General features: G+C 70.3%; 14 protein-coding genes and 1 pseudogene. 8 read left to right on the top strand and 7 right to left on the bottom strand.

What is annotated here, in order from left to right:
• Positions 1-14: 14 nt before the first annotated feature.
• The 3 genes from WAT24_RS12530 to sucC all read right to left on the bottom strand — a co-directional run bounded on the left by WAT24_RS12530 (position 15) and on the right by sucC (position 4031).
• Complete coding sequence (locus tag WAT24_RS12530; protein WP_336808225.1) at positions 15-1736, bottom strand: NAD+ synthase; 1722 nt, start codon at positions 1734-1736, stop codon at positions 15-17.
• A gap of 151 nt (positions 1737-1887) precedes the next feature.
• Positions 1888-2760, bottom strand: coding sequence for a succinate--CoA ligase subunit alpha (gene sucD / locus WAT24_RS12525; RefSeq protein WP_336808224.1), 873 nt, complete (start codon positions 2758-2760; stop codon positions 1888-1890).
• Positions 2761-2870: 110 nt separating this feature from the next.
• Complete coding sequence (gene sucC, locus WAT24_RS12520) at positions 2871-4031, bottom strand: ADP-forming succinate--CoA ligase subunit beta (RefSeq protein WP_336808223.1); 1161 nt, start codon at positions 4029-4031, stop codon at positions 2871-2873.
• Positions 4032-4347: 316 nt separating this feature from the next.
• Between sucC and WAT24_RS12515 the strand changes: the two genes are divergently transcribed.
• Positions 4348-5988, top strand: a complete 1641-nt coding sequence (locus WAT24_RS12515; protein WP_425605301.1) for a sensor histidine kinase — start codon at positions 4348-4350, stop codon at positions 5986-5988.
• A 95-nt stretch (positions 5989-6083) separates the two neighbouring features.
• On the top strand, positions 6084-7511 hold the full coding sequence (locus WAT24_RS12510; RefSeq protein WP_336808222.1) for a sigma-54-dependent transcriptional regulator: 1428 nt from the start codon (positions 6084-6086) through the stop codon (positions 7509-7511).
• 143 nt (positions 7512-7654) lie between these two features.
• Here WAT24_RS12510 and WAT24_RS12505 read toward each other — a convergent pair whose 3' ends face one another.
• From WAT24_RS12505 to WAT24_RS12490, 4 genes are all read right to left on the bottom strand, one after another.
• The gene (locus WAT24_RS12505) at positions 7655-9223 is read right to left on the bottom strand and encodes a response regulator (protein ID WP_336808221.1); all 1569 of its coding nucleotides are present in this window, start codon (positions 9221-9223) and stop codon (positions 7655-7657) included.
• 36 nt (positions 9224-9259) lie between these two features.
• Entirely contained in the window at positions 9260-9709 is a 450-nt protein-coding gene (locus WAT24_RS12500) for a response regulator (RefSeq protein WP_336808220.1), read from the bottom strand.
• Entirely contained in the window at positions 9706-11481 is a 1776-nt protein-coding gene (locus WAT24_RS12495; RefSeq protein WP_425605303.1) for a sensor histidine kinase, read from the bottom strand. The genes WAT24_RS12500 and WAT24_RS12495 overlap by 4 nt, the downstream gene beginning before the upstream one ends.
• Positions 11482-11773: 292 nt before the next feature.
• Positions 11774-14032 carry a GH92 family glycosyl hydrolase gene (locus WAT24_RS12490; RefSeq protein ID WP_336808217.1) on the bottom strand — a complete coding sequence of 753 codons (2259 nt, stop codon included), beginning with the start codon at positions 14030-14032 and terminating at the stop codon, positions 11774-11776.
• 126 nt (positions 14033-14158) lie between these two features.
• Between WAT24_RS12490 and WAT24_RS12485 the strand changes: the two genes are divergently transcribed.
• From WAT24_RS12485 to WAT24_RS16535, 6 genes and pseudogenes are all read left to right on the top strand, one after another.
• Entirely contained in the window at positions 14159-15208 is a 1050-nt protein-coding gene (locus tag WAT24_RS12485; RefSeq protein ID WP_336808216.1) for a LacI family DNA-binding transcriptional regulator, read from the top strand.
• A 12-nt stretch (positions 15209-15220) separates the two neighbouring features.
• On the top strand, positions 15221-16543 hold the full coding sequence (locus WAT24_RS12480) for a sugar MFS transporter (RefSeq protein WP_336808215.1): 1323 nt from the start codon (positions 15221-15223) through the stop codon (positions 16541-16543).
• Positions 16544-16552: 9 nt separating this feature from the next.
• On the top strand, positions 16553-17521 hold the full coding sequence (locus tag WAT24_RS12475) for a carbohydrate kinase family protein (protein WP_336808214.1): 969 nt from the start codon (positions 16553-16555) through the stop codon (positions 17519-17521).
• Positions 17518-18729, top strand: coding sequence for an AGE family epimerase/isomerase (locus tag WAT24_RS12470; RefSeq protein WP_336808213.1), 1212 nt, complete (start codon positions 17518-17520; stop codon positions 18727-18729). The genes WAT24_RS12475 and WAT24_RS12470 overlap by 4 nt, the downstream gene beginning before the upstream one ends.
• Positions 18730-18752: 23 nt before the next feature.
• Positions 18753-20717, top strand: coding sequence for a M1 family metallopeptidase (locus WAT24_RS12465; protein WP_336808212.1), 1965 nt, complete (start codon positions 18753-18755; stop codon positions 20715-20717).
• Positions 20718-20777: 60 nt separating this feature from the next.
• Positions 20778-21839, top strand: a pseudogene (locus WAT24_RS16535) (glycosyl hydrolase 2 galactose-binding domain-containing protein); the annotation flags it as partial.
• Positions 21840-21979 lie beyond the last annotated feature (140 nt).

The raw sequence follows: 21979 nt of genomic DNA, 5'->3' as shown, positions 1-21979 counted from the left end.
GGTCCGCAACGCGGCTAGAGCCAGCCGGAGGTGATCGGGTAGCGCCGCTCGCGGCCGAAGGCCTTGGCCGTCACGCGCGGCCCCGGGGCGGCCTGGCGGCGCTTGAACTCGTTGCGCAAGACCAGGCTGGCGACACGGTGCACGGTCTCCACCGGGAAACCCTGTGCCGCGATCTCGGCCTGCGACTGCTCGCCCTCGATGAACCGCCGCAGGATGCCGTCCAGCTCGTCATAGGGCGGCAGCGAATCCTGGTCGGTCTGGTCCTCGCGCAGCTCGGCCGAGGGCGGGCGCTCGATCACGGCCGGCGGGATGATCCACACGCCGGGTGCGGCATGCGTGGCGCCCTCCTCGCCGTTGCCGCCCACGCCGACCATGGCCGGTACCGTGGCGCGCCTGGCCGGTTCGCGGGCGAGTCGCGCGCGTTCGGCTTCGTTGCGCCATTGCGCCAGCCGGTACACCACCGTCTTGTACACGTCCTTGAGCGGCGCGTAGGCGCCGCACATGTCGCCGTACAGCGTGGCGTAGCCCACCGCCATCTCGCTCTTGTTGCCGGTGGAAAGCAGCAGCCGGCCGTGCTTGTTGGACAGGGCCATCAGCATCACGCCGCGCGTGCGCGATTGCAGGTTTTCCTCGGTGACGTCCGGCCCCTTGCCGCCGAAGGCGGGCGCCAGCGCGGCGAGGAAGGACTGGAAGGTGGGCTCGATGTCGATCACATGGTAGTCCACGCCCAGCCGCTCGGCCTGCTCGCGCGCGCCCTCCAGCGACAACCGCGAGGTATAGCGCGTGGGCAACATCACCGCGGTGACCCGCCCGGGACCCAGCGCGTCGACCGCCAACGCGAGCGTGAGCGCCGAATCGATGCCGCCGGAGAGGCCGAGCAGCACGCCGGGGAAGCCGTTCTTCTGTACGTAGTCGCGGATGCCGCGCACCAGTGCCGCGTAGAGCGTGGCCTCGGGCCGCGGGTCGGCCACGACCGGCCAGCCATCGGCCGTCAGCGTGCGGGTGGCCGGGTCGAACGTCGCCCACAGCAGCGCGTCGACGAAGGCCGGGGCACGTGCGGCCACGCGGCCGTCGCCGTTCACCAGCAGCGCGGCGCCGTCATAGACCACCTCGTCCTGGCCGCCGACCAGGTTGAGGTAGGCGATCGCGCAGCCGGTTTCGCGCGCACGGGCGATGAGCTGCTCCTCGCGCGCGGCCTGCTTGGCGTCATCCCAGGGCGAGGCGTTGACCACCACGATCAGCTCGGCGCCCGCGGCGGCCGCCTGTGCGGCCGGTTCCGGCTGCCAGATGTCCTCGCAGATCAGGTAACCCACGCGCACGCCGCCGATCATGCCGGTGGCGCTGGCATGGCCCGGACGGAAATACCGCTTGTCGTCGAACACCCCGTAGTTGGGCAGCGCCTGCTTGTGCGCGACGCATTCGATGCGGCCTTCGCGCAGCAGCGCCGCGGCGTTGTAGACCTCGCCCTCGCTGTGCGGGAAGCCGACCAGCGCGGCAATGCCGTCGGTACCCCGGGCCAGCTCGGCGATCGCCTCGTTGCAGGCCTGCAGGAAGCTGGGGCGCACCAGCAGGTCCTCCGGCGGGTAGCCGCTGATCGCCAGTTCCGGGAAAGCCACCAGGTCCGCGCCACCGGCGTGCGCCTGGGCCATCAGCTCGCGGATCTTCACGGTGTTGGCGGCGACCGCGCCGACGGGAAAGTCGAACTGGGCCAGGGCGAGGCGGAGTTGGGCGCTCATGGGCGGGCGTGGTGGTGGGGGATCGCCATGATAGTGGGGGCGGGTGTTCGCAGCGCCAACACCTGGCTCCCTATCCCCTGAGGGGAGATGGCGCTTGAAAGCAAAAGGCCACGCAGGTGCGTGGCCTCTTGTCGTGCGCAGAGGTCGTGCCCTACTTCATCAGCTTCGCCAGCGTCTTGCCGAGGTCCGCCGGCGACTTCACCGTGGTCACGCCCGCCTTCTCCAGCGCCGCGAACTTGGCCGCCGCGGTGCCCTTGCCGCCGGAGATGATCGCGCCGGCATGGCCCATGCGCTTGCCCGGAGGCGCCGACGCACCGGCGATGAAGGAGACCACCGGCTTGGTCACGTATTCGCCGATGAACTCGGCGGCGTCTTCCTCGGCGCTGCCGCCGATCTCGCCGACCATGATGATGCCCTCGGTCTGCGGGTCGTCCTGGAACAGCTTCAGGCAGTCGATGAAGTTAAGGCCGTTGATCGGGTCGCCGCCGATGCCGATGCAGGTGGACTGGCCCAGGCCTTCGTTGGTGGTCTGGAACACGGCTTCATAGGTCAGCGTGCCCGAACGCGACACGATGCCGACCTTGCCCGGCTGGTGGATGTGGCCCGGCATGATGCCGATCTTGCACTCCCCCGGGGTGATGATGCCGGGGCAGTTCGGCCCGATCAGCACGGTCTCCGGATGCTGTGCCAGCACGTTCTTCACGCGCAGCATGTCCAGCACCGGGATGCCTTCGGTGATCGCCACGATCACGCGGATGCCTGCGTCGATCGCCTCGAGGATCGAGTCGGCCGCGAACGGCGGCGGCACGAAGATCACCGACGCGTCGGCGCCGGTCTCGGCGACCGCCTCTTCCATCGAATTGAAGACCGGCAGGCCGATGTGCTCGGTGCCGCCCTTGCCGGGGGTCACACCGCCGACGATCTTGGTGCCGTAGTCGATCGCCTGCTCGGCGTGGAAGGTGCCCTGCTGGCCGGTGAAGCCCTGCACCAGCACCTTGGTGTTCTTGTTGACCAGAACGCTCATGGAGATAGGTTCCTGTTCTTCTTCGTGGGAGCGGGCCTGCTCGCGATGTGCTTGGTCCGACGACGGGCAGCCGAGCGAAAAACACCGCGAGCAAGCTCGCTCCTACATGGTTATTTGGCGGCGGCGACGGCCTTCTGGGCCGCGTCGTTGAGATCGTCGGCCGGCGTGATCGCCAGGCCGGAGTTGGCCAGCAGTTCGCGGCCCTTCTCCACGTTGGTGCCCTGCAGGCGCACCACCACCGGGATGGTCAGCCCCACTTCCTTCACCGCGGCGATGATGCCCTCGGCGATCAGGTCGCAGCGCACGATGCCGCCGAAGATGTTGACCAGGATCGCCTTGACCTTCTCGGAGGAGAGGATCAGCTTGAACGCCTCGGTCACGCGCTCCTTGGTCGCGCCGCCGCCGACGTCGAGGAAGTTGGCCGGCTCGCCGCCCGCCAGCTTGATCACGTCCATGGTCGCCATCGCCAGGCCCGCGCCGTTGACCATGCAGCCGATCGAGCCGTCCATGGTCACGTAGTTGAGGTTGTGCTGCACGGCGGCCGCCTCGGCCTGGTCTTCCTGGGTCAGGTCGCGCATGGCGACCAGCTCCGGATGGCGGAAGTCGGCGTTGTCGTCGGAGTTGACCTTGCCGTCGAGCGCAGCCAGGTTGCCGTCCTCGAGGATCGCCAGCGGATTCAATTCCACCAGCGACAGGTCCTTCTCGTTGAACAGCTTGTACAGGCCCAGCATGATCTTGGTCAGCTGGTTGACCTGCTTGGGATTCAGGTCCATCGCGAAGCCGAGCTGGCGGCACTGGTAGGGCTGCAGGCCCTCGACGAAATCCACCACCACGGTGTGGATGTCCTCGGGCGTGTCGCGGGCCACCTGCTCGATGTCCACGCCGCCGTGCTTGGAGGCGATGAAGGAGATCGCCTTCGAGTCGCGATCGACCAGCACCGAGAGATAAAGCTCCTTCGCGATGTTCGTGGCGTCGGTCACCAGCACCAGGTTGACCGGCAGCGCGCGGCCGGCGGACTGGTAGGTCGCCATGTGGGTGCCCAGCATGCCCTTGGCGGCGGCACGCACCTCGTCGAGGCTCTTGCAGAACTTCACCCCGCCGGCCTTGCCGCGACCGCCTGCGTGGATCTGCGCCTTGACCATCCACTGCGAGCCGCCCAGCGCCTTGGCGGCGTCGACGGCGGCATCGGGGGAGTTGGCAACCTTGCCCGGCGGTACGGCGATGCCGTACTGCGCGAACAGCTCTTTGGCCTGGTACTCGTGGAAATTCATTCGATACCTCGAGCGAACGGGGAAACGTGTCGGGCCGCACGCGCGCTGGCGGCGTGGGCGCGGGAGAGGTCGGACGGCGGGCTTTCACGACGCGCTGCCGGCGTGCAGTGCGCGCTGCCGCGGGGGTACCGGGCAGAAACCGCGCAATACGGCCGGGCATTTTCCCTTAAAGCCGCCCTTGATGGAAAGGGCCGCTCCGCGGGGCGGCCGTGAGCGACGCGTGAGACGGCATCCGGTGCGGCCGTGCGCAACCGGGGCGTGGCGGCACGCGCCGGCGTGTCTATACTCGGACGACGCCAGCCTCGACGCCGCGATCGTGCCCTCCTCCGTTCCCAGCACCGTACCGCCCACCTTCCAGCCGGCCCGGCCGGCTGCCCCGGCGATCCGCCACGAGCTGTTCTTCCTCAACTATTTCCGGCTGGCCCAGGCGCTGGTCTATACCGGCCTGGCGATCAGTTCGCCGCGGCTGACCTGGCCCACGCTGGAGCAGCCGGTGCTGGCCTATGTGGTGGTCGGGGTCTACCTGCTGTTCGCCGTGGGCATGCTGGTGCAGACCCGCCACGCGATGGCCAAGGCGCGGCTGGTGGTGTCCGGCGCCCTGGTGGTGGACATCCTGGTGGCGGTGCTGGCGGCATGGCTGATCCACGAGGCACGCATCGGCATCGCCATGATGCTGGCGGTGAACCTGTCCACCGGCGCCCTGGTGCTGCCGCTGCGGCTGTCCAGCTTCTTCGCCGCACTGGCCACGCTGGGCATGCTGGGCCACACGCTGATCACCAAGACGCCGGTCGACGGCGAACTGCTCGAATCGGGGCTGTTCGGCCTGGCCTATTTCGCCACGACCACGCTCTGCCACGTGCTCGGCCGCCAGTTGCGCGCCACCGAAGCGCTGGCCGAGCAGCGCAGCCTGGACCTGGCCAACCTGTCGCAGGTCAACGAGCTGATCATCCGCCGCATGAAGACCGGCGTGCTGCTGGTGGACGACGCCAACCGCATCCACCAGATGAACGAGTCGGCCTGGATGCTGCTGGGCAACCCGCCGGCGGACCAGCGCGACCTGGGCAAGCTGGCGCCGGAACTCTCGCGCCGGCTGTACCACTGGATGACCTCGGGCAAGCTGGACGAGACCGCCACCCAGCTCGCCGACGGCGTGCCCGAGGTGGTGCCGCGCTTCACCCGGTTGGCGCCCAACGACGACTCGCACGTGCTGATCTTCCTGGACGACACCTCGCTGCTGTCGCGCCGCGCGGAGGAGCTCACGCTGAGCTCGCTGGGCCGCCTTTCGGCCTCGATCGCGCACGAGATCCGCAATCCGCTGGCGGCGATCCGCTACTCCGCCCAGCTGCTGGCCGAGTCCAAGGAGCTCAACCCCAGCGACGCGCGCATGGTCGAGATCATCAACAACCACTGCGTGCGGCTGAACGAGATAATCGAGAACATCCTGCAGCTCTCGCGGCGCGAGCGGTCGCGGCCGGAGACGCTGGACCTGGGCCGCTGGGCGCACGGCTTCGTGGAGGAATACAAGCAGGGCAACGACCTGGGCGAGGACTCTTTGCGGGTGATCACCAGCGGCGCCCCGGTGGCGGCGGTGGCCGACCCGCAGCAATTGCAGCAGGTGGTGTGGAACCTGGTGCAGAACGCGCTGCGCTACGGCCGCCTGCCCGGCGAGCCGGCGCGGGTGATGGTGGTGGTGCGCCAGGGCGAGCACGGCGTGCCGATCCTCGAGGTGATCGACCGCGGCCCCGGCATCGCGCCGAAGGTCGCGGCGCAGATCTTCGAGCCGTTCTACACCACCCACGAATACGGCACCGGCCTGGGCCTGTACCTGGCACGGCAGATGAGCGAGGCCAACCAGGCGTCGCTGGAGTACGTGCGCGTGGCCGGCGGCGGCAGCTGCTTCCGGCTGGTGCTCACCCCGCCGGCGCGCCACCCGCAGGAAGCGGCCGCCGCCGGCTAGTGCCCGCAACGGCGGTCGCCGGGACGCGGCCGCATGGAATTCGTCTGAACATCCCTATAACCTTCGGCTGTTGCCGCCACGCTAGCTAGAGAATCATGTCCGCACAGACCGTCCTGGTCATCGACGACGAACGCGACATCCGCGAGCTGCTCACCATCACGCTGGGCCGCATGGACCTGAAGGTGGACGCCGTAGGCACCGTCGCGGAAGCGCGCCGGGCGCTGGCCGAACGCAGCTACGACCTGTGCTTCACCGACATGCGCCTGCCCGACGGCACCGGCCACGAGGTGATCGAGCTGATCGCCGCCACCCATCCGGACATGCCGGTGGCGATGATCACCGCCTACGGCAACGTCGACGCCGCCGTGAGCGCGCTCAAGGCGGGCGCGTTCGACTTCGTCTCCAAGCCGGTCGACATCCAGATGCTGCGCCGGCTGGTGCGCACCGCGCTGCAGCTGGCGGAGGAACGCAGGAGCGGCGGCGGCGCGTCCGCGGCCATCGGCGCGGCCGGCCGGCTGGTCGGCGACTCGCCGGCGATGCAGCAGGTGCGCGCCACCATCGCCAAGCTCGCGCGCAACCAGGCGCCGGTGTACATCGCGGGCGAGTCGGGCGTGGGCAAGGAGCTGGTCGCACGGCTGATCCACGAGCAGGGCCCGCGTGCCAGCGGGCCGTTCGTACCGGTCAACTGCGGCGCGATCCCCTCGGAGCTGATGGAGAGCGAGTTCTTCGGGCACAAGAAGGGCAGCTTCACCGGCGCCAGCGCGGACAAGGAGGGCCTGTTCCAGGCCGCGCATGGCGGCACGCTGTTCCTGGACGAGGTGGCAGAGCTGCCGCTGCACATGCAGGTCAAGCTGCTGCGCGCGATCCAGGAGAAGGCGGTGCGCCCGATCGGCGCGCGCGAGGAAGTGCCGGTGGACGTGCGCATCCTCTCGGCCACCCACAAGGACCTGGGCCGACTGGTCGAACAGGGCCAGTTCCGCCAGGACCTGTTCTACCGCATCAACGTGATCGAGCTGCGCGTGCCGCCACTGCGCGAGCGCCGCGGCGACGTGCCGCAGCTGGCCGCCTTCATCCTGCGCCAGCTCGCCGCCAAGAGCGGCGGCACGCCCGGCCGGCTGCGGCCGGACGCCCAGCAGGCGCTGGAGGACTACGACTTCCCCGGCAACGTGCGCGAGCTGGAGAACATCCTCGAGCGTGCCATGGCGATGTGCGAAGGCGACACCATCGGCGCCGACGACCTGATGCTGCCGCAGCGCCCGTTGCGCCAGCACGAACCGGTGACCGCCGCGCATGCGGCCATGCACGCCCCGCAGCCGGGGGCGCCGGTCGCCGCCCAGCCGCCGATGCCCCATGCCGGGCCGGGCAGCGGCATGCCGCTGGACGACTACATCAGCAACCTCGAGCGCAGCGCGATCATCAAGGCGCTGGAGGAATCGCGCTACAACAAGACGGCGGCGGCGAAGAAGCTGGGCATCACCTTCCGCGCGCTGCGCTACAAGCTCAAGAAGCTCGGGATCGACTGACGCGCGGGTGCTTCCGCTGCAGCCGTGGCCGGTCGCGGCGCGCCGGCGCGTACCGCCGCGCGCCATTCCGCCGCCACGCTCGGACTTGCGCCCTCGCTGCGCTTCCCTCGCCCTCTGCCCTGTGCTCTCCGGAAACGGAAGCGCTACCCCTCCGCCCCCGACTCCTGTCCTCCCAGCGCCTGGCGCATGGTGCGCAGCAGTTGCTGGGTGTTGATCGGCTTGTCCACCAGGTAGAGCCGGTCCAGCCTGGGCAGCTCCTCCAGGTCGGGGGGCGCCTCGGGCCGCGCCAGCAGCAGCACCGAGCGGCGGTAGCCGTGTTCGATCAGCGCGGCCAGCGTGCGCACTCCGGTGAACAGGTTCATGTCGGCATCCATCACCACCAGGTCGGGCACACCGTGCGCCTCGATCCATTGCAACGCGGCGGTGCCGCTCTGGCTGGCGTGCGGCTGGTAGCCGTAGCCGTCGAGGACGTCGACCAGCAGCGACAGCGGACCGGCCTCCTCCACCACCACCAGCACGCGCTCGGCCTCGCCCATCAGGCTCTCGCTCTCCTCCTCCGGCGCCACCTCGGCCTGCGGTTCCTCCAGCGGGATGTACAGGTGGAAGGCCGTACCCTTGCCCGGTTCGCTGTCCAGCCGCATCACGCCGCCGTGGCTGGCGACGATGCGCTGGCAGGAGAGCAGGCCCAGGCCGGTACCGCCTTCCTTGGTGGTGAAGAACGGCTCGAACAGGCGATCGCGCACTTCCGCGGTCATGCCCATGCCGGTGTCGGCAACGGTGAGGCACAGGTAGCGCCCCGGCTTCACCGGCTCCTCGGGCAGGAAGAAGTCGCCGGCCAGCTCGCGCTGGGCGGCGACCACCCGCAGCCGGCCGCCCTCGGGCATCGCCTGGATCGCGTTCAGGCAGAGGTTGAGCAGCGCCTGCTGCAGCTCGGTGTGGTTGCCCTCGAAGGCCAGCTCGCGGTCCTCGATCTCCATCTCCATGCGCACGCCCTTGGGCACGCTGCCGCGCAGCAGCAGGCCCAGCGCGTCCAGCAGCGCGCCCACCTTCACCTGCTCGGCGCGGCGGGCGCCGCGGGCGAAGGAGAGCATCGACTGCACCATCTGCAGGCCGCGGCGGCCGCAGTCGCGCACCAGTGCGCCCAGCCGCGCCAGGCGCGGGTCGTCCTGGTAGTCCTGCAGGCTGTCGCCGGCCAGCAGCAGCGGCTGCAACAGGTTGCGCAGGTCGTGACTGAGACCGCCGGCGAGCATCGCCAGGCTCTCGAAGCGCTGTGCACGGATCAGTTCCGCCTCGGCGTGACGCTTGGCGCGGACCGCCTCGGCCTCGGCCAGCGCGCGGCGCACCGCGCTGGCCAGGCGCGCCGGGTTCTGCTTGAGGATGTAGTCGGTGGCGCCGTTGCGCAGCGCCTCCACGGCCGCCTCCTCGCCCAGCGTGGCGGAGACGTAGATGAACGGCAGATCCTCGTCGCGGCGACGCAGCAGATCGAGCGCGCGCTGCCCGGAGAAGCCCGGCAGGCTGAGATCGGACAGCACGATGTCCGGCTGGAACTCGTCCAGCGCGGCGAGGTAGTCCGCTTCGTTGTCGACCACCCGCGCCTGGTACTCGATACCGTCCGCGTCCAGCTCCGCGAGGATCAGTTCGGCGTCGATCGGATCGTCCTCGACGTGCAGGATGTGGATCGTCGGCAACGGGCGCGGCGTGCGATGGACCATGCGGCTTCTGTGCTCCTGAGGGTTCCGTCGGCGCCGTCACTCGTGCTCGGGCAACTGGTTGAGCACCGCCCAGAAGCGGCCCAGCGTGCGCACCGCCTCGAAGAACTGGTCCACATCCACCGGCTTGATCACGTATGCGTTGACGCCCAGGTCCCAGCTGCGCGCCAAGTCGCTCTCCTCGCGCGAGGAGGACAGGATCACCACCGGGATCAGGCGCAGGCGCTCGTCCTCGCGCAGGCGGGTGAGCACCTCCAGGCCGTTCATCCGCGGCATCTTGATGTCGAGCAGGATCACCGCCGGATCGAGCGGCTCGCGCCCCTGCCAGGTGCCGCGGCAGTGCAGGTAATCCAGGCAGTCCACGCCGTCCTCGACGTGCACGACCGGGTTGGCGAGGTTGGCCTCCCGCAGCGCATCCATCGCCATCTCGGCGTCGGCCAGGCTGTCCTCCACCAGCAATACGGAGCCCAGGTTGCGATTCGCGATCATGATGAGCGCCTCGTGGTGCGCGTGTCCGCCAGTTCGGTCGCGGGCAGCGAGAAGTGGAAGCTCGCGCCGCGGTCCGGTTCGGCCTCGGCCCAGACCCGGCCACCGTGGCGCGCGACGATGCGCCGCACGTTCGCCAGTCCGATGCCGTTGCCGGGAAACTCGGAGGCGCGGTGCAGCCGCTGGAACACGCCGAACAGCTTGCCGGCGTACTCCATATTGAACCCCGCGCCGTTGTCGGCCACCGTGAAGACGTACTCGCCGTTGCGGTCGCGCTCCACCCCGATGGCGATGCGCGCCACCTCGCGCCGGCCCGTGTACTTGACCGCATTGCCGATCAGGTTCTGCCACACCGTGCGCAGCATGTTCTCGTCGCCGACCACCACCGGGAGCGGGCCGATCGTCCATTCGATGCGCCGCTCGCCCGCCTCCGACTCGGCCAGCGCGCGCGCCTCGTCGACCAGCGACTGCATGTCCACCGCCTGCAGCCGCAGCGCGCCGCGCCCCAGCCGCGAGAACACCAGCAGATCGTCGATCAGCTGCGCCATGCGCGTGGACGAGGTGGCGATCACGTCCAGGTAGTGCGCCGCGGTGTCGTCCAGGTGCTGTTCGAGGTGGCGCTTGAGCTTGCCGGTGAAGCCGGCGATGTGCCGCAGCGGCGCGCGCAGATCGTGCGAGACCGAGTAGCTGAACGCCTCCAGCTCGCGGTTCACGTCGGAGATCTGCGCCACCTTGCCTTCCAGCTGGCGGTTGAGTTCCTTCACCTGCTGCTCGACCAGCGCGCGCGCGGTGACGTCGCTGACGGTGAGCAGCAGCACCGGCTCGTCGCCCTCGTGCTGCTGCAGGCGACGGGCGTTCACCATCACGTGCCGGTCGACGCCGCCGACCGTGCGCTGCACCAGTTCGTAGTCCCACAGCTCGCGGTCGTGCAGCAGCACGTCGCGCAGGCGCTGCAGCAGCGCGCCGTCGCTCCAGGCGCCGTCGCCCAGTTCCCGCAGGGGCTGCGACGGGCGCTGTTCGTCGCGCGCCGGCAGGCCGTACAGCTCGCTGAAGGCGGTGTTGACCAGCAGCGTGCGCAACTGCGCGTCGAGCAGCGCGATCGGTTCGCGTACCGCCTGTACGATCATCTGCGACCGGCGTACCGCCTGGCTCTCGCGACGCTCCGCGCGCAGGCGGCCCGCGATCTGCCGCTCCGACACCAGCACGATCACCGACAGCAGCACGATCTGCGCCACCGAGGTGATGGCCAGCACCAGCGTGCTCTGGAAGGCGCTGCGCCGGGCATGCGCGCGGCGCTCCATCAGCACCTTGCCTTCGTTGCGCACGACCGTTTCGATCTGCTGGTCCATGCGGTAGAGCGTGCCGGCGTCGTGCAGCGCGGCCACGGCACCGGCGTGGTCGCCCTTCTGGATCCGCGCCAACGCCTGTTCGAGCAGTGCGAGGCGGCCGTTGACCACGTTGCCCAGCGCACCGATCGCCGCCTGCTGCTCGGCGTTGTCGCGGGTCATGTCGGTCAGCTGGCCGAGCAGCGCGGGCACGTCGTTGCCGGCTTGGCGCGCCTTGCCGGTCAGGCCGGCCTCCTTGTCGCCTTCCAGCAGGCGGTACACCGCCGCCTCGCTGCTGCGCGTGACGTAGGCGATCCGGTAGGTGAGCGACTTGACCTCGGAGGAATGCGTGACCAGCTGCGCCGCCTGCATCGCATCCTCGTGGCTGAAGCGCGTGGCCAGGTACGGCAGGGCGACGATCACCAGCACGGCGCTGAGCAGCCCGGTCATGCGCCAGCGCGGCACCCGCCAGCGGTGCAGACCGCGGCGGAGCCTGGGCAGCAGGACGCGTTGGCTACGGGACATGCGGCTGGAGATCCTCGCTGGCTGGCGCGGCGCAGGCGCAGCTTACGATGCAGCAACCGCGACCGGTAAATCCGCTATGGAAGCCCACCGGACGTTAGCAAGGGGTGATGACCGCTTTCACGTGACCCGGCCGCGCGCCCGCGGACCGCGCGGCCGGGCGCGCGGGCGAAGCCCGCCGCTCCGGCCCCGCCCGGAAGCGCGTGCGGCTGGCGGCGCCTCAGTGCGAGGGCGTGGCCTGCATGCGGAAGTGCAGCTCGCCGCCGGCCAGGATCTGGGCGTGGCGCAGGAAGGGCTGCGGCAACGGCTGGCCGTTCAGGGTGACCTCGCCGACGTACGGATGCGCATCGTCCAGCGGCGCGGCCGTGACCGTGAATGCCTTGCCGCCGGCCGGGTGCAGGGTGGCGCGCGCCACGAACGGCCGCCCCAGGGCGTAGCGGTCGCTGCCCGGCGCCACCGGGTAGAAGCCCAGCGCGGTGAACACGTACCAGGCGGACATCTGGCCCAGGTCGTCGTTGCCGGCCAGGCCGTCCGGGCGGGCGGCGTACTGGCTGTCCATGATCTGCTTGAGCCTGGCCTGGGTCTTCCACGGCGCGCCGGCGTAGTCGTACAGGTAGGCGATGTGGTGGCTGGGTTCGTTGCCGTGCGCGTACCAGCCGATCAGGCCGGTGATGTCCTCCACGTGCTTGAAGTGCGCGGGATCGACCTTGGCGTCGAACACGGCGTCCAGCCGCTGCACGAACGTCGCCTCGCCACCCATCGCCTGGATCAGCCCGGGCACGTCCTGCGGCACGTACCAGGAGTACTGGAAGGCGTTGCCCTCGGTGTAGTCGCTGCCGTAGCCGGCCGCAGAGGGGTCGAACGGCTCCCGGAACGACCCGTCCGCCAGCCGCGCGCGCATGAAGCCGGTCTTGGCATCCCAGGCGTTGCGCCAGTTGCCGGCGCGGCGGGCGAAGGTCGCGGCGACGTCCTCGCGGCCGATCGCCCTGGCCATCTGCGCGATGGTCCAGTCGTCGTAGGCGTATTCGAGGGTCTTGGAGGCGCCTTCGGGTTCGCGGTCGATCGGCACGTAGCCGAGCTTCATGTAGTCGGCCAGGTCGCCGTAGGGCGCGTAGGTGGCGCTGGCGACCATCGCATCCAGCGCCTTGCCGGCGTCGAAACCGCGCACGCCCTTGACGTAGGCGTCGGCGATCACCGGCACGGCGTGGTAGCCGATCATGCACCAGGTCTCCAGGCCCTGGTACGCCCACACCGGCAGGATGCCGAACGGGCTGGCCTCGCGCGCGGCGATCAGCGAGCGCACGAAATCGGTGCTGAGGTCCGGCCGCAACAGCACCATGAGCGGCTGCTGCGCGCGGTAGACGTCCCACAGCGACCAGGTCGAATAGAAATCGAAGCCCTCGGCCCGGTGCACGGCATGGTCGGGCCCGCGGTACTCGCCGTTGGCGTCCATGCTCAGCGTGGGCGACAGCATGGCGTGGTACAGCGCGGTGTAGAACTGCGTGCGCACCGGCGCCGACGCGTCCACGTCGATCACCGCCAACGCCTTGTCCCAGGCCGCTTGCGCCTGCGCGCGGCGGGCGTCGAAGTCCCAGCCCTGGCCGTCCGTGTCGAGGTTGGCGACCGCATTGGCCGCGCTCACCGTGGAAATCGCCACTTTCACCTGAAGTGGCCGCGTGAGCGTGCCGAAGTCGAACACGCCCACCAGCGCGCGGCCGTTCTGCGCGTCGTGGTCGGCCGGCTGGTTGCCCGGGCCCTTGAAGCCCTTGTAGGCCACGTCGGTCTCGCGGTCGTACAGCGTGCGCGACACCATCGGCCGGTCGAAGCGCATGGCGAAGCAGAGCTGCCGCCCCGGCGCCCAGCCGCGCGTGGTGCGGCAGCCGGTGACGGTGCCGTCGTCGGCGATCTGCAGGTGCGACCACAGCACTTTGCCGGGGTAGTCGTAGATGCTCGGGCGCAGGTCGAGCAGCAGGTGCGCGCCCTTGCCCTTGGGGAACGTATAGCGGTGCCAGCCGATGCGCCGCCCGGCGGTGAGCTCGGCGCGGATGCCGTAGTCGGCCAGGGTCACGGCGTAGTAGCCGGCCTGCACCACCTCGCTTGCATGATCGAAGCGCGAGCGGTAGCCGCTGCCGGGTACCTTCGGGTCGCCCGGCTCGAGCTTCACCTCGCCGGCGATCGGCATCACCAGCACGTCGCCCAGGTCCGAGTGGCCCGAGCCGGAGAAGTGCGTGTGCGAGAAGCCCAGGATGCTGTCGTCGCCGTACTGGTAGCCGGCGGCCCACTTGTAGGCGTGCTTGAAGTCCGGCATCGCGGTGTCCGGCGAGAGCTGGATCATGCCGAACGGCACCGTGGCGCCGGGGAAGGTGTGGCCGTCGCCGCCGGTGCCGATGCGCGGATCGACGTCGGCGGCATGGCCGGCCGCGGCCAGCCCGGGCAGCAGCCCGAGGCCGAGGACGAGCAGGCAGGACAGGCGGGCCATGGGTATCTCCAGGTTTGGATCGTTCCAAACCTAGCAGCGCGCCGCCTCCGGCGCATGTTGCGCTGCGTGAAGCCCTGGCCGGTCCGATCGGCTAGATTTGGATCGTTCTAACTTGCGCAGCCCTCCATGGATACCAATGCACCGCTCGGCCGCAAGGTCACCCTGCGCGACATCGCCGCCGGCTGCGGCGTGTCGCGCGCGACCGTCTCGCTGGTGCTGCGCGGCAGCCCGCTGGTGCACAAGGACACCCGCGCGCGGGTGGAGGCCGAGCTGCGGCGCCAGGGCTACGTCTACAACCGCGCGGCGGCCAACCTGCGCCGGCGCACCTCCTCGTCCATCGCGCTGGTGGTCAACGAACTGGCCAACCCGTTCTTCGCCGAGTTCGCTGCCGGCGTCGACGAGGTGGTGGGCGCGGCCGGCTTCGTCACCCTGCTCGGCTCCACCAGCGAGTCGCCCAGGCGCGAACAGGCGGTGCTCGGCTCGCTGATCGAGCACGGCCCCGGCGGCCTGATCCTGTCGCCCGCCGAGGGCAGCGATGCCGTCCAGGTGCTGGCCACGGTCGGCGCGGCCACGCCACTGCTGCTGTTCAACCGCGAACTGGGCGGCGAGCTGCCAGAAGCCGCGCATTGGGACGTGCTGGCGCTGGACAACCAGCAGGGCGCGCGCCAGGCCACCGAACACCTGCTCGCGCTCGGCCACCGCCACATCGCCTTCTTCGGTGGCCACGACGATTCCAGCTCCTGCCGCCAGCGCCACGCCGGCTACCTGGCGGCCATGCGGGCTGCCGGCGCGGCCGTGGCGGCGCACTGGCGCGTGGAGTGCGCCCCCACGCGCCTGGACGCGGCCGCCTGCGTGCCGGCGCTGTTCGCGGCCGTGCCCGCGCCCACCGCCGCGGTCTGCTACAACGACGCGGTCGCGCTGGGCCTGATGCAGGGCCTGACGCGCCAGGGCCACACGCCGGGCCGCGACTTCGCCGTCACCGGCTTCGACGACATCGCCGAGGCCGCGCTGGCCAGTCCGCCGCTGACCACGCTGGTCGCCGCGCCGCGGGCGCGCGGGCGCCAGGCGGCGCAGATGCTGCTCGAACGCCTGCGCGACCCGGGCGCCGCCGCGCGTCGCGTGATCGCACCCGTACAGCTGGTGGTCCGTGCCAGCAGCTGTCCTCCCCTCGCCTGACCAGGAGCCCCCATGGCCTTCGCCAACGCCCCCACCCCGACGCCCGCCGCGCCCGCGGACGGCACGCGCGAGCGCTACACCGACTATCCGCTCGCACTGGGCGTGGTCACCACGATCTTCTTCATGTGGGGCTTCCTCACCTGCCTCAACGACATCCTGATTCCGCACCTGAAGGCGCTGTTCGAACTGAACTACGCGCAGGCGATGCTGGTGCAGTTCACCTTCTTCGGCGCCTACTTCCTGACGTCGCTACCGGCCGGACGGCTGGTGGCGCACCTGGGCTACAAGCTCGGCATCGTCGCGGGCCTGGCGATCGCGGGCGTGGGCGCGGCGGGGTTCTGGCCGGCGGCCGGGCTGCATTCCTATCCCGCCTTCCTCGGCGCCCTGTTCGTGCTGGCTACCGGCATCACCGTGCTGCAGGTGGCGGCCAATCCGTACGTGGCGCTGCTGGGACCTGCGCGCACCAGTTCCAGCCGGCTCACCCTGGCGCAGGCGCTCAACTCCTTCGGCACCTTCCTGGCGCCGCACTTCGGCGGCCTGCTGATCCTCTCGGTCGCGGTGAAGAGCTCGCTGGAAGTCACCCAGCTCGCGCCCGCGGAGCAACTGGCCTACCGCACGCAGGAAGCGCACGCGGTACAGGGTCCGTACCTCGGCCTGGCGGTCGCGCTGTTCGCGCTGGCGGTGCTGGTGTACCTGTTCCGCCTGCCCGCGCTGGAAGAGGCCACCGAGCAGGCCGACCGCGAGCACCACACGCTGCTCGACGCGCTGCGCCACCCGCACGTGCTGTTCGGCGTGATCGCCATCTTCTGCTACGTGGGTGCCGAGGTGTCGATCGGCAGCTTCATGGTCAGCTACCTGACCCTGCCGCAGATCGGCAACATGCCCGAGACCACAGCGGCCACCTACGTCTCGTACTACTGGCTGGGCGCCATGATCGGCCGCTTCGCCGGATCCTGGCTGATGACGCGCTACTCCCCGCGCGCGCTGCTGGCGCTGTTCGCCGGCATCAACATCCTGCTGCTGGCGACCACCATCAGCACCGGTGGCATGACGGCCACGTGGAGCGTGGTCGCGATCGGCCTGTTCAACTCGATCATGTTTCCGACCATCTTCACGCTCGGCATCGAGCGCCTGGGCCCGCTGACCGAGAAGGCCTCGAGTTTGCTGATCATGGCGATCGTCGGTGGCGCCCTGGTGCCGTTCGCGCAGGGCGCACTGGCCGACCGGATCGGGGTGCAGCTTGCCTTCGTGCTGCCGGCGCTGTGCTACGCCTACATCGTGTTCTACGGTCTGTGCGGCTCGCGCGTCGTGGACGCGCCGGCACTGACCCGCTGAGGGCCCGGCATGCGACCTGGCATCCTCTGTTTCGGCGAAGCGCTGATCGATTTCCACGCCGAAGGCGTGGGCGAGACCGGATTCCCGCGCGCCTTCGTCCCCTTCGCCGGCGGCGCGCCGGCCAACGTGGCCGTGGCGGTGGCGCGGCTGGGCGGCCGCGCGCGCTTCGCCGGCATGCTGGCGCTCGACCCGTTCGGCGATTTCCTGCTGGACAGCCTGCGTCGCGCCGGCGTCGACGTGGGCGACGTGGCGCGCACCGGCGAGGCGAACACCGCGCTGGCCTTCGTCAGCCTGGACGCACGCGGCGAGCGCAGCTTCAACTTCTACCGCCCGCCGTCGGCCGACCTGCTGTTCCGGCCGGAGCACTTCCGCGCGGGAGCCTTCGACGACGTCTCGGTGTTCCACGTCTGCTCCAACAGCATGACCGACCCGGCGCTGGCCGAGACCACGCGCGAAGGCATGCGCCGAGCGCAGGCCGCCGGCGCGCTGGTCAGCTTCGACCTCAACCTGCGCCCGGCGCTGTGGCCGCGCGAATCCGACCCGCGCCCTTCGGTGTGGCCGGCGTTGCACCTGGCCGACGTGGTCAAGCTGTGCGCGGAGGAATATGCCTGGCTGGCCGAGGACGGCGCCTTGCTCGAACGCCTGTGGCAGGGGCGTACGCGCCTGCTGGTGGTGACCGATGGCCCGCGTCCGCTGCGCTGGTTCCGCCGCGACGCGCAGGGCGAGCTGCCCTGCCCGCAGGTGGATGCGGTCGATACCACCGCCGCCGGCGATGCCTTCGTCGGCGGCCTGCTGTGCCGGCTCGCCGAGCTCGGGGGCGTCGCGGCGCTCGATGCGCTGCTCGACGACCGCGCGGCGCTCGGCGGGATGCTCGCCTTCGCCGCCGCCTGCGGCGCGCTCACCGTGACCCGCCAGGGCTCCTTCAGCGCCATGCCCAGCGCTGCGGAAGTCCACGCCTTCCTGGAATCCCAGCCATGACCCCCCTGCCCGATTTCCGCAGCGAAAGCTTCCTGCGCGAGCACATCGCCCAGACGATGGCGTTCTATCACCCGCGCGCGATCGACCCGGCCGGCGGCTTCTTCCACTACTTCAAGGACGACGGCACGGTCTACGACCGCAGTCATCGCCACCTGGTGAGCAGCACGCGCTTCGTCTTCAACTACGCGCTGGCCGCGGTCGAGTTCGAGGACAACGACTACCTGGAAGCCGCCCGCCACGGCCTGCGCTACGTGCACGAGGTACATCGCGATCCGGCGACGGGCGGCTACGCCTGGACGCTGCGCGACGGCAGGCCGGAGGATCGCACCAACCACGCCTACGGCGTCGCCTTCGTGCTGCTGGCCTGCGCCAGCGCGCGCCGCGCCGGCATCGTGGAGGCGGCGCCGTGGATGGACGAGACCTGGGAGCTGCTCGAGCGCCGCTACTGGGACGCGGACGCCGGGCTGTACCGCGACGAAGCCGACGCGCACTGGAACTTCTCGCCCTACCGCGGCCAGAACGCCAACATGCACATGTGCGAGGCGATGCTGGCCGCCTACCAGGCCAGCGACGACCCGCGCTACCTCGACCGCGCCCTGCTCCTGGCCGACCACATGACCCGTCGCCAGGCGGCCAAGGCCGGCGGCCTGGTGTGGGAACACTACGACGCGCAGTGGAACGTCGACTGGGACTACAACCGCGACAACCCGCGCCACCTGTTCCGCCCCTGGGGCTTCCAGCCCGGCCACCAGACCGAGTGGGCCAAGCTGCTGCTGATCATGGAGTCGATGCTCGCCGAGCGCGGCCGCGAGGAGCGCTGGCTGCTGCCGACCGCGCGCCACCTGTTCGACACCGCACTGATGCGCGCCTGGGACGGCAAGCACGGCGGCATCAGCTACGGCTTCGCGCCGAACGGCCAGGTCTGCGACGGCGACAAGTACTTCTGGGTGCAGGCCGAGTCGCTGGCCGCCGCCGCGCTGCTGCACGCGCGCACCGGGCTGGCCGAATACGACCAGTGGTACGAGCGGCTCTGGAGCTATGCCTGGCAGCATTTCGTCGACCACCGCTACGGCGCCTGGTACCGCATCCTCACCCACGACAACCGCAAGTACGACGACGAAAAGAGCCCGGCCGGCAAGACCGACTACCACACCATGGGCGCCTGCCACGAGGTGCTCGCACTGATCCGCGCCGGCGGCCAGCCCTAGTTTCGCGACCCCAGGGGATCCCCATGCACAAAGCCCTGCCTTTCTTCCTCGTCGGCGCACTGCTCGCGCTCGCCACCGCCGCGGCGGCCGCCGACAAGCCCCGCTACGACCCGCTGGAAACCTTCGCGCCGTTCACCTATCCGGACCCGGTGAACGCCTATCGCTCGGCCGACGGCAAGCCCGGCCCGCTGTTCTGGCAGAACCGTGCCGACTACCGCATCGAGGCCACGCTCGACCCGGCCAGTCGCCTGCTCACCGGCCGCGAGACCATCACCTACACCAACCACAGCCCCGACGCGCTGGACGTGCTGTGGCTGCAGCTGGACCAGAACCGCTACAAGCCCGACGCGCGCGGCGCCTTCACCGACGAATTTCCCACCGAGTTCACCAGCGGCTACCGCATCGCCTCGGTGGAGGTCGAGGACGCCGAGGGCCATCGCCAGCCGGTGAAGTGGCTGGTGTCCGACACCCGCATGCAGATCCGCCTGCCCGCGGCGCTCGCGCCCAAGGGCGGCCGCGTGCGCGTGCACATCGCCTGGAGCTTCACCGTGCCGGGCGAGTTCGGCGGGCGCATGGACGTCAACCCGAGCAAGAACGGCGACATCTTCGAGATCGCCCAGTGGTACCCGCGCCTGTGCGTCTACGACGACCTGCGCGGCTGGGACACCGCGCCCTACCTCAACAGCGAGTTCTACCTGGAGTACGGCGACTTCGACTACAGCGTCACCGTGCCGTGGGACATGATCGTGGCCGGGTCCGGCGAGCTGGTGAACCCGCAGGACGTGCTTACCTCCACCGAGATCGAGCGGCTGGACCGGGCCCGCCACAGCGACGCGACGGTGATGATCCGCACGCCCGCCGAGGTCACCGACCCGGCCAGCCGACCGAAGCGCAGCGGCACGCTGACCTGGCACTTCCGCATGCACGACACCCGCGATGTCGCCTTCGGCGCCTCCAGGGCCTTCGTATGGGATGCCGCGCGCATCAACCTGCCCCACGGGAAGACCGCGCTGGCGATGTCGGTGTATCCGGTCGAAAGCGCCGGCGGGGCCGCCTGGGGCCGCGCCACCGAGTACCTCAAGGCCTCCACCGAATACTTCTCCAGGCAGTGGTACCCCTACCCCTGGCCGGTGGCGATCAACGAGGCCGGCACCGCGGGCGGCATGGAGTACCCGGGCATCACCTTCGACGCCAAGCGCGCCAAGGGCAAGAGCCTGCACATGGTGATCGCGCACGAGATCGGGCACAGCTGGTTCCCGATGATCGTGGGCTCCAACGAGCGCCGCCATGCATGGATGGACGAGGGCTTCAACACCTTCATCGACATCGGCGAGGACGACGCCTTCAACCACGGCGAGTACGCGCCCAAGCGCGACAGCGAATACGCGCCGCACGGGGGCAACCCGGCGGACGAGATCGCGCAGGTGCTGGCCGATCCCGCCGCGCCCGCGCTGCTCAACGGTGCCGACATGACCAGCGAGAAGTACCGCCACCCGGTCAGCTACTTCAAGGGCGCCTTCGGCCTGGTGCTGCTGCGCGAGCAGATCCTCGGGCCCGAGCGCTTCGACGACGCCTTCCGCAAGTACATCGCCACCTGGGCCTACCACCATCCCAGCCCGTCGGATTTCTTCCGCTTCATGGAAAGCGAGGCGGGCGAGGACCTGGGCTGGTTCTGGCGCGGGTGGTACCAGCACAACTGGCAGTTCGACATGGCCGTGCGCAAGGTCGAACCGATCGACGGCGACTGGTCGCACGGCGCCGCGGTGACCGTGGCGAACCTGGACCGGCTGGTGCTGCCCACCACGCTGCGCCTGACCTACGACGACGGCAGCACCCGGGACGTGCGCGTGCCGGTGGAGACCTGGCAGCAGCACACCCGCTACGTGGTGCGCGTGGCCGGGACCCGCAAGGTGGTCTCGGCGGCGCTCGATCCGGCGCACGCGCTGCCGGAAGCGGACCGCTCCAACGACGTGCTGAAGGTGGATTGAGTGGCCGCCCGCCTCGCCCTCATCCCTGCCCTCGCCCGGGCCCGTGGGAGAGGCCGCGCCATGCGGCCTGCTCCTCCGGCCTCGGGGGCGCGGACCGGGGCGAAGGAGGGGCACCTCGTCCGGGCACGGGACGGCCAGACCTCTCGCACCCATACGTCGGCCCCGGCGCGCTCCTGCGGCATCGCCGCCCTGCTGCTGATCCTGCTGCCGGCACTCGGCCATGCGGCCCCGCTCGCCACGCGCACCCTCGACAGCGACTGGCAGTTCCGCCTCGCCCCCGGCGACAGCCACGCGCGGGCTCATCCGCAGGCGGCCCGCTGGCTGCCGGCCACCGTCCCCGGCAGCGTGCAGACCGACCTGATGGCCGCCGGCCTGGTCGCCGATCCCTTCGTGGGGACCCACGAGGCGCAGATCCAATGGGTCGGCCTGTCCGACTGGGTCTACCGCACGACCTTCGAGGTCGACACGTCGACGCTGGCGCGCCGCCACGTCGCACTGGTGTTCGACGGCCTGGACACCTTCGCCGAGGTCTGGCTCGACGGCCACAGGCTGCTCGCCGCGGACAACATGTTCCGCCGCTGGCAGGCCGACGCGAAGCCCTGGCTGCACGCGGGGAGCAACACCCTGGAAGTGCGCCTGTACTCGCCGATCAAGCGCCTGCAGCCGTGGCTGCAGCGCCAGCCCTACGCGCTGCCCGGCGCCTACGATTCCGCCTTCGGCGACGAGCCCAAGGGCAGGCAGACCACGCCCTACGTGCGCAAGGCCGCCTACCAGTACGGCTGGGACTGGGGCCCGCGCATCGTCACCGAGGGCATCTGGCAGGACGTGCGGCTGGTGAGCTGGGACACGCTGCGCGTGGATGCGCTGCATGCCACGCCGTCGCACGTCGACCGGCACGCGGCGCGCGTCGACGTGCGACTGGCGGTGGACGCCGACGGCCGCCTGCCCGCGTCGCTGGAAGTGACCACGCTCGGCCCCGACGGGCGGGTCGTCGCGAAGCAGGAGCACAGCGTCGAAATCGCCCAAGGCAACGGCCAGGTCGGCGTATCCGTGTCCATCGCCGAGCCGCAGCTGTGGTACCCGGCCGGCTACGGCGCCCAGGCCATGTACACCTTCGAGGCGGTGCTGCGCGACAGCGACGGCCACGTCCTGTACGAAGGCCGCCGCGCCACCGGCCTGCGCACGGTCGAGTTGCGGCGTGACCACGACCGCTGGGGCCGCGGCTTCGCCTTCGTGGTCAACGGCATCCCGATCTTCGCCAA

Source organism: Fulvimonas yonginensis (assembly GCF_037137055.1).
GTDB lineage: Bacteria > Pseudomonadota > Gammaproteobacteria > Xanthomonadales > Rhodanobacteraceae > Frateuria_A > Frateuria_A yonginensis.
Note: the sequence above shows the minus strand (reverse complement) of the source record. Positions and strands in the feature narration are given on the sequence as shown.

Excerpts from the sequence above, each read along its gene's own strand:
- WAT24_RS12530 (WP_336808225.1), bottom strand. The coding sequence starts at position 1,736 with ATGAGCGCCCAACTCCGCCTCGCCCTGGCCCAGTTCGACTTTCCCGTC.
- sucD (WP_336808224.1), bottom strand. The coding sequence starts at position 2,760 with ATGAGCGTTCTGGTCAACAAGAACACCAAGGTGCTGGTGCAGGGCTTC.
- sucC (WP_336808223.1), bottom strand. The coding sequence starts at position 4,031 with ATGAATTTCCACGAGTACCAGGCCAAAGAGCTGTTCGCGCAGTACGGC.
- WAT24_RS12510 (WP_336808222.1), top strand. The coding sequence starts at position 6,084 with ATGTCCGCACAGACCGTCCTGGTCATCGACGACGAACGCGACATCCGC.
- WAT24_RS12505 (WP_336808221.1), bottom strand. The coding sequence starts at position 9,223 with ATGGTCCATCGCACGCCGCGCCCGTTGCCGACGATCCACATCCTGCAC.
- WAT24_RS12500 (WP_336808220.1), bottom strand. The coding sequence starts at position 9,709 with ATGATCGCGAATCGCAACCTGGGCTCCGTATTGCTGGTGGAGGACAGC.
- WAT24_RS12495 (WP_425605303.1), bottom strand. The coding sequence starts at position 11,481 with ATGACCGGGCTGCTCAGCGCCGTGCTGGTGATCGTCGCCCTGCCGTAC.
- WAT24_RS12490 (WP_336808217.1), bottom strand. The coding sequence starts at position 14,032 with ATGGCCCGCCTGTCCTGCCTGCTCGTCCTCGGCCTCGGGCTGCTGCCC.
- WAT24_RS12485 (WP_336808216.1), top strand. The coding sequence starts at position 14,159 with ATGGATACCAATGCACCGCTCGGCCGCAAGGTCACCCTGCGCGACATC.
- WAT24_RS12480 (WP_336808215.1), top strand. The coding sequence starts at position 15,221 with ATGGCCTTCGCCAACGCCCCCACCCCGACGCCCGCCGCGCCCGCGGAC.
- WAT24_RS12475 (WP_336808214.1), top strand. The coding sequence starts at position 16,553 with ATGCGACCTGGCATCCTCTGTTTCGGCGAAGCGCTGATCGATTTCCAC.
- WAT24_RS12470 (WP_336808213.1), top strand. The coding sequence starts at position 17,518 with ATGACCCCCCTGCCCGATTTCCGCAGCGAAAGCTTCCTGCGCGAGCAC.
- WAT24_RS12465 (WP_336808212.1), top strand. The coding sequence starts at position 18,753 with ATGCACAAAGCCCTGCCTTTCTTCCTCGTCGGCGCACTGCTCGCGCTC.